The organism is Nocardioides solisilvae (genome assembly GCF_003194625.1).
GTDB lineage: Bacteria > Actinomycetota > Actinomycetes > Propionibacteriales > Nocardioidaceae > Nocardioides > Nocardioides solisilvae.
On the sequence record NZ_QHKX01000001.1, the window covers coordinates 742,517 to 758,395 of the forward strand.

A 15,879-nucleotide genomic window follows, 5' to 3' on the forward strand; every position below is an offset into this window, starting at 1 on the left:
GGACCGGCCCAACCGCGGACCGGCTCAGCCGGGCTACCGGCTCAGCCGGGCGGACCGGGCGTCTCCGGGGGGCCGGTGGGCAGGTCCGTCGGGGGGCCGGGCGTCGGCAGGTCGGTGGGCGGGCCGGGGGTGGGCTGGTCGGTCGGCTGCTCGGTGGGCGTCGGCTGCTCGGGCGGCGGCTCGTAGACCGAGACGTAGATGACCACGGTGCTCCCCGCGGGGGCGTCGCGCCCGGCCTCGGGGGTCTGTCCGATCACGGTGCCGCGCGGCTCGGTGGTGTCGGTCCGCTCGACGACCTCGGGGACGAAGCCGAGGTCCTTGACCGCCTGCTCCGCAGCCTTCCGACGCATGCCGACCAGGGACGGGATCTGCTCGGGGCCGTCGGAGAAGAAGAGCGTCACGACCGTGCCCTCGGGCACCTGCTCGCCGGCCCCCGGGGTCATCTCGACCACCTGGTCGGCCGGCTCGTCGGACTCCCGCTCCTCGAACTTCACCTTGAGCGAGCGGTTGCGCAGCACGTCGCGGGCCTCGCGGCGGTCCTGACCGACGAGGAACGGCACCTCGACCATCGGGGCCCCCGTGGAGACGACGAGGCTGATGGTGCTGCCCTTCTCCACGTAGACGTCGTTGGGGGACTGCCGGATCACCTCGTCGGCCTCGGCGTCGGGGTCGGCCTCGTACTCCACCTCGCCGACGACCAGCTCGGCATCGCGGATCTCGGCGCGCGCCTCGGCCTCGGTCAGCCCGATCAGGGCCGGCACGCGCACCTCCTCGGCGCCGTCGTCGAAGAGCTTGGGGATCCCCCACGCCGCCAGCACCAGCAGGCCGAGGGCGACCAGGCCGATGAGGACCAGCGGCAGCACCCGGCGCCCGCCGTCGTCGGTCCCGGCGGCGGGCGCCGGGGCGGGCGCGGCGGCCGGCGGGACGGGCGGGACGGTCCGGGTGGCCGTGGTGGCCGGGCCCGACGCCGCCGGCGTCGGCACGGGGGCGACCCGGACGTCGTGGCCGGCCAGGTAGCGCTCGATGTCGGTGCGCATGGCTGCCGCCGACTGGTAGCGGTCCTCGACCCGCTTGGCCAGCGCCTTGAGGACGATCGCGTCGATCTCGGGGGTGAGGTCGGGGTCGTGCACCGACGGCGGCTGGGCCGGCTCCCGCACGTGCTGGTAGGCGACGGCGACGGGGCTCTCCCCGACGAACGGGGGACGCCCGGTGAGCAGCTCGTAGAGCAGGCAGCCCGTGGAGTAGACGTCGGAGCGCGAGTCGACCGTCTCGCCGCGGGCCTGCTCGGGCGAGAGGTACTGCGCGGTGCCGACCACGGCGGCGGTCTGGGTCATGGTGTTGGAGGCGTCGGAGACCGCGCGGGCGATCCCGAAGTCCATCACCTTCACGTCGCCACCCGGGGTGAGCATGACGTTGCCGGGCTTGATGTCCCGGTGGATGATCCCGGCCCGGTGGCTGTAGTCGAGGGCGCCGAGGACGTCGCTGGTGATCTCGAGCGCCCGCTCGGGCAGGATCTTGCGACCCTCGCGCAGGATGTCGCGCAGGGTGCGCCCGGCGACGTGCTCCATCACGATGTAGGGCTGCGCCACGCCGCCCTCGGGGGAGCCGTCGTCGGACCACTCCTCGCCGGTGTCGTAGACGCTCACGATCGAGGGGTGGTTGAGCGAGGCCGACGACTGCGCCTCCCGGCGGAACCGCGCCTGGAAGGTCGCGTCGCTGGCCAGGTCGGTCCGCAACCGCTTGACGGCGACCGTGCGCCCGAGCCTGGTGTCGGTGCCCTTGCGGACCTCGGCCATCCCGCCGCGGCCGAGCAGCTCGCCCAGCTCGTAGCGGCCGCCGACCACGGTCGGCCCTGGCTTGCTCATCGATCGCCTCTCGCAGTGGTGGTCGCAGTGAAGGTCGTGGGGGTCTCGGTGGGCGTGGTGCTCGTCGGGGTGGACGTCGTGCCGTCGGGCCCCGCGGTGCCCTCGGGGGAGGGGGCCGGCGGCTCGGGGGTCGGGGTGGCCTCGGGTGGCGGCGTGGGCTCGGGCGTCGGGGTCGGCGTCGGGGTCGGCTCCGGGGTGGGCGGGGGCGTGGGCGTCGGCTCCGGGGTGGGCGTCGGGGTCGGCTCCTCCGAGGGCTCCTCGGTCGGCTCCTCCTCGGGCGCAGCGCCCCAGAAGGCGACGGTCACCCGGTCGCCGCGCACCAGCGCCCCGGTGGGGTTCACCGACACGACCTCGCCCTCCCGCTCGTCGCCCGGGTTGTCGCGCTCGTCGCGGACCACCTCCAGCCCGAGCCGGCGGAGCTCGCGGACGACCTGGTCGACGTCGCGGCCGACGTAGTCCGAGGCCCGGACCTGGACCGGCTCGTCGCTCGGCTCCTGTGACGGCGCGGGCCGCTGGGAGCGGGTGGGCCGGTCGCGGGCGGGCTCGTCGTCGGCGTCACCGCCCCCGGCCAGCACCCACCAGGCCCCGGCGGCGAGCAGGGCCAGGAGCACCACGCCGGCGACGGCGAGGGGCCACGCGGAGCGGCGCTCGTCGGGCGGCTGGGTCGGCAACGCGCCGGTGGCCGGGTGGCCGGCCGCGAGGGCCCCGGTCGCCGGCAGCACGCCGGTGGCGGGCTCCGGGGCCGGCGGGGCCAGCACGGTGGTCACGGGCTCGTCCACGGGCACGGGCACGGGCGCGGCGTGGGCGGCCGGGTCGCGCAGGGCGGCCGCCAGGGCGGCGCCGTCGGCGAACCGGTCCTCGGGCTTCTTGGCCAGGGCACGGCGTACGACGGCGGCGAGCGGCGCCGGGACGTCGCCGGGGAGCTCGGGCACGGGCTGGCGCAGGTGGGCCAGGGCGGTGGCGACCGGGCTGTCCGCCTCGAAGGGGCGGCGCCCGGCCAGGCACTCGAACGCCACCACGCCGAGGGAGTAGACGTCGGAGGCCGGGGTGGCGCGCCCGCCCTCGGCCTGCTCGGGGGAGAGGTACTGCGGGGTGCCCATCACCTGGCCGGTCTGGGTCAGCGCCATCCCCTCGGCGGCGCGGGCGATGCCGAAGTCGGTGACCTTGACCCGGCGGTCGGGGGTGACCAGCAGGTTGGCGGGCTTGACGTCGCGGTGCACGATGCCCGCCCGGTGCGCGGCGCCCAGCGCGTCGCCGACCTGGGCCAGGAGCTCGCGGGTGGCCTCGGGGTCCAGGGGGGTGCCGGAGCGCAGCAGCGCCGACAGCGGCTGGCCCTCGACGAGCTCCATCACCAGGTAGGGGCGCGGGGCGCCGGAGCCGTCGGCGGCGCCGGCCTCGCCGAAGTCGTAGACGGCCGCGATGCCGGCGTGGGAGAGGGCCGCGGCGTGCCGGGCCTCGGTCTCGAAGCGGGAGCGCAACGTCGCGTCGTCGGCGTACTCGGCCTTGAGCAGCTTGACCGCCACGGTGCGCCCGAGGACCGTGTCGGCGGCCCGCCAGACCTCGCCCATGCCGCCGGTCGCGATCCGCGACTCGAGGCGGTAGCGGTGCGCGTCGTCGACCCAGCGCCCCGGCCCCTCCGCCCCCGGGCCGAGAGCCTGGGTGCCGGGCTCGTCGTGGTCGCTCACTGGGTGATCACCGCTTCCATCACTGCCTTCGCGATCGGCCCGCCGAGGCGGCCGCCTGCAATCTCGCCGCGGGGGATGTCGGCCTTCTGGATCATCACGGCCACCGCGACCTGCGGGTCGTCGGCCGGCGCGTAGGAGACGAACCACGCGTACGGCGGGACGTCGTCGAGGCCGCTCTGCGCCGTGCCGGTCTTGCCCGCCACCGGCACGCCCGGGATGGCCGCGGGTGAGGCCGTGCCCTCGTCGACCGTGGCGACCAGCAGCTCGGTGAGGTCGCGCGCCGTGGCGGGGGAGACCGCCTGGCGCAGCTCGCGGGGCTCGGTCTGGTCGAGGACCTGCAGGCTCGGCGAGCTCACCTTGTCGACGAGGTAGGGCGTCATCAGGGAGCCGTCGTTGCCGAGGGCGGCCGCCACCATCGCCATCTGCAGCGGGGTCGCGGCCACCTCGAACTGGCCGATGCCCGTCTGGCCGAGCTGGGCCTCGTCGAGGTCGGCGGGGAAGACCGAGGAGGCCTGGCGCAGCTCGTCGAGGTACTGCTCGTTGAAGCCGAAGGCGTCGGCCTGCTCCTTCATCCCCTCGGCGCCGACCTCGATGGCGAGCTTGGCGAAGGTGGTGTTGCAGGAGTTGGCCATCGCCTGGGTGAAGGGGATCCGGTCGCCGCCGCAGGAGCGGCCCTCGTTGTCGATGAGGCCGCTCTCGTCGCTGGTGAGCGGGAGCTGGAAGGAGGCGCCTCCGGGGACCCGGGAGCTCGCGGTGTAGCCCGCCTCCTCCATCGCCGCGGCCGCGGTGACGAGCTTGAAGACCGAGCCGGGCGGGAGGCGGGTGCCGGTGGCCCGGTTGAGCAGGGGCTGGCCGGGGGCGTCCTCCAGCTCGCGCTGGGCGGCGGTCACCTCACCGAGCCGGTGGCTGGCCAGCCGGTTGGGGTCGTAGGTGGGCAGGGAGACCATCGCCAGGATCTTGCCGGTGGACGGCTCCAGCGCCACCACGGAGCCCTCGACGTCGCCGGGGAGCGCGGAGAGCCCGTCGAAGGCGGCCTGCTGCGCGGCGGGGTTGATCGTCACCTGGACGCTGCCGCCCTGCGGCTCGGTGTTGCTGAGCATGTCGACGAGCCGGGTCACGAAGAGGCGCGAGTCCTCGCCGGAGAGCACCTCGTTCTGGCTGCGCTCCAGCCCGGTCTGGCTGAAGTAGGTGAACGCGCCGGTGATCGGGGCGTACTGGAACGGCCGCGGGTAGACCCGCTGGAACTCGTACTTGTCGTCGGAGGGCACCGACTCGGCGACCGCCTGCCGGCCGACCAGGATCGCGCCGCGCTCGCGGGAGAAGGCGGCCTCGACGATGCGCCGGTTCTGGGGGTCCTCCGCGAGCTCGCCCGCGCGCCAGTACTGCAGGTAGGTCGCGTTGACGAGCAGGGCGACGAAGAGCAGCAGGCAGAAGCCCGCCACCGTGCGGATGGGCTTGTTCACCTCAGCTTCACCACCTGGGTCGCGTCGTCGTCACCGGTCCCGGCCGCCTCGGGGGAGAGGTCGGGGGGCGGCCGCCGCGCCTGGTCGGAGATGCGGGCGACCAGGGCGATGATGACCCAGTTGGCGACCAGCGACGAACCGCCGTAGGAGAGGAACGGGGTGGTGAGGCCGGTCAGCGGGATCAGCCCGGTGACGCCGCCGACGACCACGAAGACCTGCAGGGCGAAGACGGCGGCCAGGCCGGTGGCGACGAGCTTGCCGAAGCCGTCGCGGCAGATCAGCGCGGTGCGCAGCGCCCGCTCGACGATCAGCCCGTAGAGCAGCAGCACCGCCATCACGCCGGTGAGTCCCAGCTCCTCGCCGATCGCGGCGATGATGAAGTCGGACTCGGCCACCGGGATCCGGTCGGGCCGGCCCTCGCCGAAGCCGCGACCGATCAGGCCGCCCCAGCCCATCCCGAAGAGCCCCTCGACGAGCTGTCCGGAGCCGGGGGTCTGGTCGATGTAGGCCATCGGGTCCAGCCAGATGTTGACGCGGTTCCGGACGTGCCCGAAGAGCTGGTAGGCCGCCAGCGCGCCGGCCGAGAAGAGGAGCAGCCCCACCACGGGCCACCCGGCCCGCTCGGTGGCGACGTAGAGCATCACCAGGAAGAGGCCGAAGAAGAGCAGGCTGGAGCCGAGGTCGCGCTGGAAGACCAGGATGCCCAGGCTCAGGCCCCACATCATGAGGATCGGGCCGAGGTCCCTGCCGCGCGGCAGGTCCAGGAAGAGCAGCCGGCGCCCGGCCAGGGCGAGCGCGTCGCGGTGCAGCACGAGGTAGCCGGCGACCGCGACGACGAGGAGGACCTTGGCGAGCTCGCCGGGCTGGAAGCTGAAGGGGCCGACCCGGATCCAGATCTGCGCGCCGAAGTTGCGGTAGCCGAGCCCGGGCACGAGCGGCAGCAGCAGCAGCACCACGGCGCCGAGCCCGCTGGTGTAGGTGAACCGCTGGAGCACCCGGTGGTCGCGCACCAGGGCGACGGTGCCGACGAAGAGGGCGACGCCGAGCGTCATCCAGATGAGCTGCTGCTGGGCGTAGTCGTGGGGCTTGCCGGCCGCCTCCTTGGCCAGGTCGAGCCGGTGGATCACCGCCAGCCCCAGCCCGTTGAGCGCCGCGACCACCGGCAGCAGCACGGGGTCGGCGTACGGCGCGGCGAAGCGCAGCGTGAAGTGGGCCACGAGGACGAGCGCGGCCAGCCACCCGCCGTACCCGACGATGTCGACCGGGACCTCGCCGTCGACGCCGAGGCCGACCGCCGCGTAGGCGCCGATCCCCACCGCGAGCGCGAGCACCAGCAGGAAGAGCTCCGCGCCCCGCCGTCGGCGGTGCACGAAGCCCATGAGGGCTCCGGTCTGGCTCATCGCACGAGCTCCGCCACGACTCAGCCGCCACCCTGCTGGGCGGCGAGGTTGTCGACGGTCTGCTCCGCCTTGGCCAGGTCGTCGGCCTCGATCCCCTCACGCACCTGGTTGGCGTCGTAGTCGGAGAGCTCGTCGAGGGCGATGTCGGTCGTCTCGTAGGGGTGGGAGAGGTCGATCCCGGGGATGTCGGCGTTGATGCCTCGGAAGATCGTCACGACGCCCTCGTGCTCGCCGACGTAGAACTGCTGCTGGCTCCAGTGCCAGGCGGCGGCGAGCAGCATCCACAGCACGCCCACGCCCACCAGGGCGGCGAAGGACCGGCGCAGCCAGGCGAAGCGTTGCGGCGGGCGGGGGGCGTAGCGGGCCGCCTCGACGTCGATCGGCTCGGCCGACGCCGCGGGCGCGTGGCCGCCGCCGGCCACGGGGACGGGGGCGGTGCGCGGCTCGGCCGCCGGGCCGGGCGCCGGCCCGCCGACGGTCGGGGCGACCCCGCCGGAGTGCTGTCGCGGCAGCTCGGCGGCCGCACCGACCAGCAGCGGCCTGAGCTCCTCGGGGGCAGGGTCGGTGGCGGCCACCACGTCGGCCACGACGCAGGTGACGTTGTCGGAGCTGCCGGCCTCGAGGCTGGCGCGGACCAGCTCGACGGCCGCGTGGTCGGGGGTGCCGGAGCCGAGGATCTCGCCCAGCCGGGCGTCCTCCAGCACGCCGGAGGCACCGTCGCTGCACAGCAGCACCCGGTCGCCCTCCTGGAGCTGGACGGTGAAGAGGTCGGGGGCGGGGTCGTGCACCCCGTCGAGGGCCTTGAGGATCAGGTTGCGGTGCGGGTGGACCCGCGACTCGGCCTCGGTGATCCGGCCCTCGTCGATCAGGCCCTGGACGAAGGTGTGGTCGTGGGTGAGCTGGCTGATCTCGCCCTGGCGCCACAGGTAGGCGCGGCTGTCGCCCACGTGGCCGACCCCGAGCACCTGGCCGTCGAAGGCGGCGAGCGTCGCGGTGGTGCTGGTGCCGGAGATCGAGGGGTCCTCCTCGACCAGCTCGGAGATCCGGTCGTGGGCGCGGTGCAGGGCCCCGGCCACCCGGGTCAGCAGCGCGTCGCCGCCGACGGCCGCGGGCGCCTCGTCGAGTCGGCGGAGCACCGAGACGGCCGTGGAGGAGGCGATGTCGCCGCGGGCGGCCCCGCCGACGCCGTCGCAGACCGTCAGCAGCCAGGGGCCGGCGTACCCGCTGTCCTGGTTGTCCTTGCGGACCCGCCCCACGTCGGAGATCGCGGAGTAGCTCAGCCGCATGGTGGCGCTCGCCGCGACGTCGGGGTCGCGCTCCGCGGTGTCGCTGTGCTCGACCGGCGGGGGGGTCCGCGCCAGCGAGGGGTCGCGGGCGACGGTGTCGTTCTCGGGGTCGGTCACGAAGCGCCTACTTCCGGAGCTCGAGGATCGTCTTGCCGATCCGCACCTGCGTACCGAGGGAGATGGTCGTGGGCTGGGTGATCCGGACGGACCCGACGTAGGTGCCGTTGGTCGAGCCGAGGTCCTCGACGTACCACTGGTCGCCGGAGGCGGCGACCCGCGCGTGGCGGGTGGAGACGTAGTCGTCGTCGAGGCGGATCGCGGCGTCCGATCCCCGGCCGATGAGCAGCGGGGCGTCGTCGAGGGCGGCCTGCTCGCCGGCGTTGGCGCCCTCGACCACGGCGAGGTGGGTGGGCTGGCCGCGGCGGCGGACGGGCTTGGCCTGCTTGCCGGCCTTCTTGCGGGCGGCGCGGGCCTCGGGGATCCGGGCGCCGAACATGTCGGAGCGGATCACCGAGATGGCGGAGAGCACGAAGATCCACAGGACCGCCAGGTAGGCGAACCGGATCAGGAACAGCGTCAGCTCCGACACCCGCTCACTCCCTGTCCGCGTCGTCGCCCACGACCCGCACGGTGAGCTCGGTGTTGCCGATCCGGACGACGGTGCCGTCCGCGACCGGTGCGCGGTCGATCTTCCTGCCGTCGACGAGCATGCCGTTGGTGGAGCCCAGGTCGTGGACCGAGACCTCGAGGTCGCCGTGGTTCTCGGTGACGACGAACTCGACGTGGCGGCGGCTGATCCCGGGGTCGCTGATCCGCAGGTCGGCCTCGATACCGCGACCGACGACGACGCCGGGCGGCAGCAGGGGGTGCTTCGTGCCGTTGACGTCGAGCTGGACCCGCGGACGGCGGTGGCGCGTCCGGTCGTGGTCGCCGGTGACGCTGGCCTGGGCGCGGCTGCGGATCCGGAACCGGCCGGTCGTGAGGTCCTCCGCGGCCTCGAAGGCGATCTGGACGGGGCCGGGGAAGACGTAGCCCTGGGAGTCGGCGTGGTCCTGCAGCTGGTCGGAGAGGTCGCGCGCCATGGCGTTGTCGTAGGGCGCCAGGCGGTCGAGGTCGGCGGACGAGAGCTCGACGGCGAAGTCGTTGGGGACCAGGCGGCGGTCGCGGCTGAGGATCTGGGCGTTGTTGTCGACCTCGCGCTGCAGGGCGGCGGAGATCTCGACAGGCTGGACGGCGCTGCGGAAGGCGCGCGCGAAGACCCCGGAGATCAGCTGCTCGAGCTTCTGCTCGAAGCGCTGGAAGCCGCTCACGCGTTCTCCTTCGTCTCGTCGGGTCGTCCCGGGGCCGGCGGGCAGCCGCGCGGTGTCCGCGGGGGCGGACCCCGCGATGCTATCGGGGAGGCCACGCGGGGGCCCGGCGGCGCGGCGGGGAGGCGCCGGTTTGGGGGGCCGGGCACCGGTGGGATAGCCTGAGCCCGCTTCTGGCGCGAGTGGCGGAATAGGCAGACGCGCACGGTTCAGGTCCGTGTGTCCGAAAGGACGTGGGGGTTCAACTCCCCCCTCGCGCACCACCAGCACTGACAAGGCCCCGGGTCCTCGGACCCGGGGCCTTGCGCGTTGTCGCCCTCCTGACGGATCAGCCCGTGGGCGTCGCCGTCGCCACGTTGGAGTAGGCCAGCGTCAGCTGGTCGGCAGCACCGTCGTGGTAGCGCTTGTCGTTCTTCGGGAAGGGCTGGACGCGGTACTGCACGGCCGCGTTCTTCGGCACCCCGAGCAGCATCGGCAGGTCGACGTGGCTGGTCCCGGTGGCCCAGGACTTGGGCCCGATGCCGTCGAACCGGAACGGCGTCCAGCTGCCGCCCGGCACCTTGCGCTCGACGTAGTACCACATGTCGGTGCCGAAGGAGGTCCAGTCGAGCTTCACCGTCCCGTCGGCCTGCCAGGCGGCCGACAGGTTGACGACCTGCGCGGTCGCGCGCGGCTGCAGGTTGGGGCACCCGCCCGAGAAGTACGGGTCCGACCCGCCGAGGAAGCCGGACCGGTTGTAGAACCAGCGGGTGTCCGGCACCCCGACGCCGGTGGAGGTCCCCGGGTTGGGGGAGCTGGGCGTCTTCGTGGGCGTCGCGCTCAAGGGCTGGGCGAGGCTCGCCTTGAACGACGAGTTCGGGACCCGGACGAACCGGGGCCGGTAGATCGTCGGGTCCCGGTCGATCACCGGACCGCACCCGACCGTCTTGGCGTCGCTGTTCACGTTGTACGAGAAGACCGTCTGGTCGGTGTAGTAGCCGTCGTGCACGCGGGCGTCGTAGTGGTAGTAGTACTTCGGCGACCGCAGGTCACCCTCCGGCGTGGTGTACAGGCGGATGGCCTTCGAGGTGAATCCCCACAGCGTGCTGGCCGGGTGCGCGACGACGTCCCCACCCCACCAGTCCGGCTCGTGCTGGATGTTCCACCACGTGCCGTTGATCTTGCGCACCGAGAAGCCGGGCGAGGTGTTGATGTTGCCCACCGCCCTGGCGTTGGTCTCGCCCGGCACGAAGGTGGAGCCGTTGTAGAAGTTCCACGACGAGAAGTTCGTCAGGCCGGCGAACGACGTCGTGCGCGCCAGGAAGAGCTCGCGAGAAGCGGTGGTGGCGTGCACCTTGGCCACCCCGTACACGTAGAAGAAGCCGCCGTCCCGGACCACCTCGGCACCCCACAGGATCGGGTGGTGGGTCGTCTCGTCGACCTTAAGGGTGGCGGGGTCGTCCGGCGTGGTGCTCCGGATGCGGGGGTTCGGGTGGTCCACAGGGCTCCTGCCCATCGTGACCGAGCCGAAGTCGCTGACGTCGTGCAGCGTCCAGGCCCAGGTGTCCTCCTTCCACAGGTCGAGGTGCGGGCTGTTCTTCACGTGGAACTTGAGCACCTTGTCACCGGCCGGGTTGGTCAGGGCGGCGGTGTTCCAGTACCAGTTGGACACGCCGATCGCGTTGGACCTGATCGGGGTGTGGGCGTAGCGCTCGAAGAACTCACGGTTCTGGTTCTTCTCCTGGCAGGTGTTGCCTCCCGTGATGGTGCGCTTCAGCGAGGCGGGGTCGCTCGACGTCGCACCGTCCTGGACGACCATCGAGTTGCGCAGGAAGCTGACGAAGAAGCCTCCCCGCTCGGAGGGTCGACCCAGGTAGGTGTCGGAGAAGGACCAGAGACGCCTGTTGCCCGGCAGCACCACGGACTGGGTGCCGTCAGCCCCGGACCACCTCGCGCACAGGGCCTCGTAGCTGCCGTTGGTGCCGGAGCCGTTGCCGTAGCTGGCGAACATGTTGGTGAGGCTGGTCAGTGCGACGGCGCCGGACACCTTGGGGGCGTTAGCGGCGGCGACGGCAGCCGGAGGTGCCGGCAGGTCGGCGCCCAGTGCGGGCTGGCTGGTGGTGGCGAAGGTGAGAGCTGCGGTGACGGCGAGGCCCAGGACCCCGACGGCTCTCCTGGATGACAGTGACATGGTGGTCGTCCCTCCCAGAACGGTGAATGGCGCGCGCAGTGTGGCAGCGGAGCGGAGGCGGTGCCAAGACCCGCCGACGCTGCGTGGACCGGCGTCCGGGGGTCCGGGTACGTGCGCCAGGGTGGTGCGGACCGGCGAGTGGGCGCTCCCGGGGCCCTTCGTGCGTGCCGGGCCCCTCGTGCGAGGGTCGGACCATGGACCTCTACGAAGCCATCGCCCGCCGCCGCGACACCCGCGCCGAGTTCACGGGCGAGCCGCTCCCCGACGACGTCCTGGCCAGGGTGCTGGGCGCCGCCCACCGCGCGCCGAGCGTCGGCATGTCGCAACCGTGGGCGTTCGTCACCGTGCGGGAGCCCGCCACCCTGAGCGCCTTCCGCGACCACGTGGCGGCGGAGCGACAGGTCTTCGCGGACTCCCTCTCCGACGAACGGGCCGACACGTTCCGAGGGATCAAGGTGGAGGGGATCGTCGAGTCCGGGCTCGGGATCGTCGTCGGGCACGACCCGACCACCGCCGGCGAGGTGGTGCTCGGCCGGCACGCGATCGCCGACACGAGCCTCTACTCGGTCTGCCTGGCGATCCAGAACCTGTGGCTGGCCGCGACCGCCGAGGGGGTGGGCGTGGGCTGGGTGAGCTTCTACCGGGAGGAGTTCCTGGCGGACCTGGTGGGCCTGCCGCCCCACGTGCGACCGGTGGCCTGGCTCTGCGTGGGGCCGGTGGCCGAGCTGCAGGAGGTCCCTGACCTGGAGCGGTTCGGCTGGCGCGCACGCGGTCCGCTCGAGCGCGTGCTGCACCGCGAGCGGTACGGGGGCTGACCGGGGACGACGAAGGGCCCCGGATCTTCCGGGGCCCTTCGTGCGGGTCAGCGGCGTGTCGCCGGGCTCAGCGGCGCACCTTCACCTTCTTCGACTTCGCGCGGGTCGACTCGTAGCCGCTGCGCTTGGCGCGGACGACGACGTGCAGCTTCTTGCCGCGGTCCCGACCGGTGACCCGGTAGGTCTTCTTCCTGGCCTTCTTGATGGCCTTGCCGTTGCGGAACCACTGGTAGCGGGCCTTGCTCGGCTTCGGGTTCCAGCCCTTGAGCCGCACCTTGAGCGTGCTGCCGGGGCGCGCCTTGCCCTTGATCCGCGGACGGGACCTGTCGAACACCCCCTCGGCGACCACCGCGGGCGCGGAGGCGGCGCCGACGCTCGGGTAGTAGGGCGCGGAGGCGGTGAGCTGCAGGGAGACGGTCCGCCCGATCAGGTCGGTCGACGGCCGGAACGTCGGCCCGGTCTCGCCGGGGACGGGGACCCCGTCGACCAGCCACTGGTGGGTGAAGGTCACGTTGGCCGGCGCCCAGCCGGCCGCCGAGGCCCGCAGGAGCGACCCGGCGCGCACGCTGCCGGTGATGGCGACGGTGCCCGGGTAGATCTGCGACTGCCGGTAGTTGGCCACCAGCGGCGCCTGCTCGTTGATCGCGCGGGCGTTGTCGGCTGCAGCAGTGCCGGTGATCCGGCCCGCCGGGGTGTTGACCGCGGGGTTGGAGAAGTAGGGGATCACGGTGCAGTTGATCCGCGCGGCGATGCACTGCTCGTAGTAGGCCATCACGGTCATCGTGGCGGCCGGGACGTCGACGTACGCCCGGGCGTAGGCCTTGCCCCGTGGGTTGGGCGGGTTGGCGGCGGCGACGTCGTGCTGGGCGCTCAGGTTGTGGCCGACCTCGTGGGCGAACGTGTAGGTCCGCGTGGTGCAGTCGGCGTGCAGGACGGTGAACGGCGTCAGCTCGGAGTCGTTCGGGACGATGCCGCCCAGGCCGCCGAGGGCGCAGGACTCGTACTGCGGCGAGGGAGCGCTCACCCACAGGCTGACCAGGTCGGCGTGCGTCTGCTCGCGCACCACGTGGGCGTCGTCGAAGAGGCCGTCGGCCGGGTCGGCCAGCTGGTCGTACATGGTGAAGAGGTCGGTGCCGGTCTCCGTGGCGGTGACCGCCGTGCCGGCCAGCCGCACCCGGGCGGCGATGCCGGAGTTGGCGAACGCCTGGTTGGTCTGCGAGATCGCCAGGGCGATCTGGGCCTGCAGCGCGTCGGCCCCGATCCGCGCGGGCGCGGAGGGCGGGTAGACGACCGCCACGTCGATCTGGTCGACCGGGTCCTGGCCGGTGCCGGCGGCGGTGACGCCCCGGTCCCCGCCCTGCCGCCCCTCGGTGTGCCCCTCGGTGTGCCCGTCGGAGTGCTCGGGGACCTCGGGGACGTGGACGTCGCGGCCGCGCTGGGCGGTCGCGGTCTCCACGACCCGGTAGGTCTCCCCGCCTGCGAGCGTCACCTCGTAGACCGCCTCGGCGGTCGCCAGGTGGAGGTGGTGGGTGCCGTCGACCTCGACCGCGGTGAAGGGGTGGCGGCTCCCGGCGACGTGGCCGGTCCAGGTGGTCGTCCCCCCGAGCTCGGTCGGCTCGTCGGTGCGCCGGTCGATCACGGCGGTCACCGTGGTGTCCTCGAAGAGGTCGAGCTCGATCCGGTCGCCGGCCCGGCGCCGCTCCAGCTGGTCGGCGTCGAGGGCCACGAGCCGGCTGCGCTCGGCGGCGGGCGGCGTGGCAGTGAGGTCGTCGGTCGGCGTGGCGGCGGGCGTGAGCAGCGGCTCCTCGGCCGGGCTCGCGGTGGCGCCGCCGGCTCCCGAGACGGCGGGCGCCAGGGCGGCCAGCATGGCCACCAGGATCCCGGATCCGGTGGTACGTCGTACGTTCATGTGAGTTCTCCCCCGTGGTGGATGGCGGGTGCATCCTGCCCCAACGCGGCGACCTCACACCTCCTGCAGGGCCGCGACCTGCTCGCGCAGTCCCTCGAGGTCGCGGGCGGGCGCCGGGAGCTGCACGAAGACGACGCTCGTCCGGTCGGGGTCGACCCGCATGAGGTGGACGCCGACCGCGTCGACGTCGACCACCAGCACGCGCCCGACGGTGCCGGAGCAGGTGGTCCGCGTGGGCCGGTCGCTCAGCACGCGGCCGGGGAGGCGCTGGGCGGCGACGGCGTCGCAGAGCGCCCGCAGCTCGTCGTCGGGCACGGAGGCCACGACCTCGTGGGCCTCGAGCTCCTGGTCGGGGCCCGGGAAGGTGCGCCCGTGCGCGGAGTCCGCAAGTCCGGTCCAGGGGAACGGGGTCACCCCGGAGGCGTCGTGCAGCAGGACGCGCTCCGCGCGCACCGCCCCGAGCCGGACGCCCTGTGCGGCGGCGACGAGGCCGAGCGTCCCCCGCAGCCCGGCGGCGACGACGGACGCGTGGTCGGCCTCGTCCAGCCACTCCACGGTGCCGTGGAGGTGGACCGAGGCGGAGATCACCCGGACCCGCGCCTCGGCGGCCTCCCGGCGGACGTCGAGCCGCACGGTCGTCACGCCGCCGCGCAGCCCGGGCGCCTCGGCGTCGACGACGGCCACGAGCAGGTCGCCCCGCCCGGTCAGGCCGTGGGCCAGGACCGCGACCGAGCGGTCGGCGTCGTCGCGGTGGGGCACGAACGACGCGGAGCCGCCGCCGTCGAGCAGCCGGTACGCCGTCGAGGAGGCGCGCTCGGAGAGGGACGGGGAGGCGGCGGAGTGCGACATCGAACGGGACCCTTCGGTAGGTGAGGCTTACCTTACCTCCCGTCGCTGGCGGGCGATCCCACTCGAGCGGACGCCCACCTCACCAGCCGGGTGGGCGAAAATCCGGCGGACGCTCTCGCGGCCCTGCAGGATGCTCACGCAGAGGTCGCGCAGCTCGTCGTACGCTGCCGCCCATGTCCAGCAGCCAGCCCCGCACCGACACCGCCCGGGCCTTCCGCGCCGCCGTCGAGGCCCGCGACCCCGAGGCGATGACCGCCCTGCTCGCCGAGGACGTGGTCTTCCGCAGCCCGGTCGCGCACAAGCCCTACCCGGGCAGGGCGATCACCGCCTCGATCCTCACCGAGGTGGTCGACGTCTTCTCCGACTTCGTCTACGTCACCGAGATCGGCGGCGACGGCGCGCGCGACCACGCGCTGGTCTTCGAGGCGCGGGTCGGGGACAAGCAGCTGACCGGCTGCGACTTCCTGCACCTCGACGACGACGGGCTGATCGACGAGTTCATGGTGATGGTGCGGCCGCTGTCGGGCGCCCAGGCCCTGGCCGACGAGATGGCCTCGCGGTTCGACCGGATCGTCGCGCGCGCGGCCGGGCAGGAGTCGGGCGACCAGGCAGCCGGTTGAATCGGGGGGTGACCTCGATCCACGTCTTCGCGGCCCCGACCATCCAGGGCACCGAGCAGTCCCTGTCCACCTATGCCGGCCAGGTGCTGCTGGTGGTCAACACGGCGTCGCAGTGCGGATTCACGCCGCAGTACGAGGGCCTGCAGGCGCTGGAGGAGAAGTACGCCGGCGCCGGCTTCCACGTCCTCGGCTTCCCGTGCGACCAGTTCGCCGGGCAGGAGCCGGGCACCGAGGAGGAGATCGAGGCGTTCTGCACCGGCCGCTTCGGGGTCACGTTCCCGATGTTCGCCAAGGTCGACGTCAACGGCCGGGACGCCCACCCGCTCTTCGCCTGGCTGCGCCAGCAGAAGGGCGGGGTCCTCGGCGACCGGATCAAGTGGAACTTCACCAAGTTCCTCGTCGGGCGGGACGGCCGGGTGCTGAGCCGCTACGCCCCCACCACCCGGCCCGACGAGATCGCCGCCGACATCGAGGCGGCCCTGGCCGTCCCGGCCTGAGGCGCCGCCCCGG

The 15,879-nt window shown here is 73.5% G+C and carries 13 protein-coding genes and 1 tRNA gene; 4 read left to right on the forward strand and 10 right to left on the reverse strand.

The window, feature by feature from the left end; all coding sequences use genetic code 11:
* Nucleotides 1-41: 41 nt before the first annotated feature.
* Genes pknB through DNK53_RS03565 form a run of 7 tightly spaced genes read right to left on the reverse strand, consistent with a single transcriptional unit; the run spans nucleotide 42 to nucleotide 9,009 of the window.
* Complete coding sequence (pknB, locus tag DNK53_RS03535) at nucleotides 42-1,865, reverse strand: Stk1 family PASTA domain-containing Ser/Thr kinase (protein WP_110180872.1); 1,824 nt, start codon at nucleotides 1,863-1,865, stop codon at nucleotides 42-44.
* Nucleotides 1,862-3,550, reverse strand: a complete 1,689-nt coding sequence (locus tag DNK53_RS03540) for a protein kinase domain-containing protein (protein WP_110180873.1) — start codon at nucleotides 3,548-3,550, stop codon at nucleotides 1,862-1,864. The genes pknB and DNK53_RS03540 overlap by 4 nt, the downstream gene beginning before the upstream one ends.
* The gene (locus DNK53_RS03545; protein WP_110180874.1) at nucleotides 3,547-5,013 is read right to left on the reverse strand and encodes a peptidoglycan D,D-transpeptidase FtsI family protein; all 1,467 of its coding nucleotides are present in this window, start codon (nucleotides 5,011-5,013) and stop codon (nucleotides 3,547-3,549) included. The genes DNK53_RS03540 and DNK53_RS03545 overlap by 4 nt, the downstream gene beginning before the upstream one ends.
* Nucleotides 5,010-6,413 (reverse strand): FtsW/RodA/SpoVE family cell cycle protein, encoded by a 1,404-nt coding sequence (locus DNK53_RS03550; protein WP_110180875.1) that lies wholly within the window; start codon nucleotides 6,411-6,413, stop codon nucleotides 5,010-5,012. Before DNK53_RS03550 ends, DNK53_RS03545 begins: the two co-directional genes overlap by 4 nt.
* Before the next feature lie 20 nt (nucleotides 6,414-6,433).
* Nucleotides 6,434-7,816 (reverse strand): PP2C family protein-serine/threonine phosphatase, encoded by a 1,383-nt coding sequence (locus DNK53_RS03555; RefSeq protein WP_239456338.1) that lies wholly within the window; start codon nucleotides 7,814-7,816, stop codon nucleotides 6,434-6,436.
* Between the two features lie 7 nt (nucleotides 7,817-7,823).
* A complete protein-coding gene (locus DNK53_RS03560; protein ID WP_110180876.1) occupies nucleotides 7,824-8,288 on the reverse strand; it encodes an FHA domain-containing protein FhaB/FipA in 465 nt (154 codons plus the stop codon).
* Between the two features lie 4 nt (nucleotides 8,289-8,292).
* A complete protein-coding gene (locus tag DNK53_RS03565) occupies nucleotides 8,293-9,009 on the reverse strand; it encodes an FhaA domain-containing protein (protein WP_110180877.1) in 717 nt (238 codons plus the stop codon).
* A gap of 173 nt (nucleotides 9,010-9,182) precedes the next feature.
* Between DNK53_RS03565 and DNK53_RS03570 the strand changes: the two genes are divergently transcribed.
* Nucleotides 9,183-9,269: transfer RNA gene (locus DNK53_RS03570), tRNA-Leu, on the forward strand.
* Nucleotides 9,270-9,334: 65 nt separating this feature from the next.
* Here the strand turns inward: DNK53_RS03570 and DNK53_RS03575 are convergent.
* The gene (locus DNK53_RS03575) at nucleotides 9,335-11,176 is read right to left on the reverse strand and encodes a hypothetical protein (RefSeq protein WP_162599753.1); all 1,842 of its coding nucleotides are present in this window, start codon (nucleotides 11,174-11,176) and stop codon (nucleotides 9,335-9,337) included.
* 194 nt (nucleotides 11,177-11,370) lie between these two features.
* Between DNK53_RS03575 and bluB the strand changes: the two genes are divergently transcribed.
* Entirely contained in the window at nucleotides 11,371-11,991 is a 621-nt protein-coding gene (gene bluB, locus DNK53_RS03580; protein WP_110180879.1) for a 5,6-dimethylbenzimidazole synthase, read from the forward strand.
* A 67-nt stretch (nucleotides 11,992-12,058) separates the two neighbouring features.
* On the opposite strand, the gene DNK53_RS03585 is transcribed toward bluB, so the two are convergent.
* Both DNK53_RS03585 and DNK53_RS03590 read right to left on the reverse strand, forming a co-directional pair.
* On the reverse strand, nucleotides 12,059-13,900 hold the full coding sequence (locus DNK53_RS03585) for a M12 family metallo-peptidase (protein ID WP_162599754.1): 1,842 nt from the start codon (nucleotides 13,898-13,900) through the stop codon (nucleotides 12,059-12,061).
* A 54-nt stretch (nucleotides 13,901-13,954) separates the two neighbouring features.
* Nucleotides 13,955-14,749, reverse strand: a complete 795-nt coding sequence (locus DNK53_RS03590; protein WP_110180881.1) for a hypothetical protein — start codon at nucleotides 14,747-14,749, stop codon at nucleotides 13,955-13,957.
* A 173-nt stretch (nucleotides 14,750-14,922) separates the two neighbouring features.
* Between DNK53_RS03590 and DNK53_RS03595 the strand changes: the two genes are divergently transcribed.
* Nucleotides 14,923-15,369 (forward strand): nuclear transport factor 2 family protein, encoded by a 447-nt coding sequence (locus tag DNK53_RS03595; protein ID WP_110180882.1) that lies wholly within the window; start codon nucleotides 14,923-14,925, stop codon nucleotides 15,367-15,369.
* Between the two features lie 8 nt (nucleotides 15,370-15,377).
* Nucleotides 15,378-15,866 (forward strand): glutathione peroxidase, encoded by a 489-nt coding sequence (locus DNK53_RS03600; protein WP_110180883.1) that lies wholly within the window; start codon nucleotides 15,378-15,380, stop codon nucleotides 15,864-15,866.
* Nucleotides 15,867-15,879 lie beyond the last annotated feature (13 nt).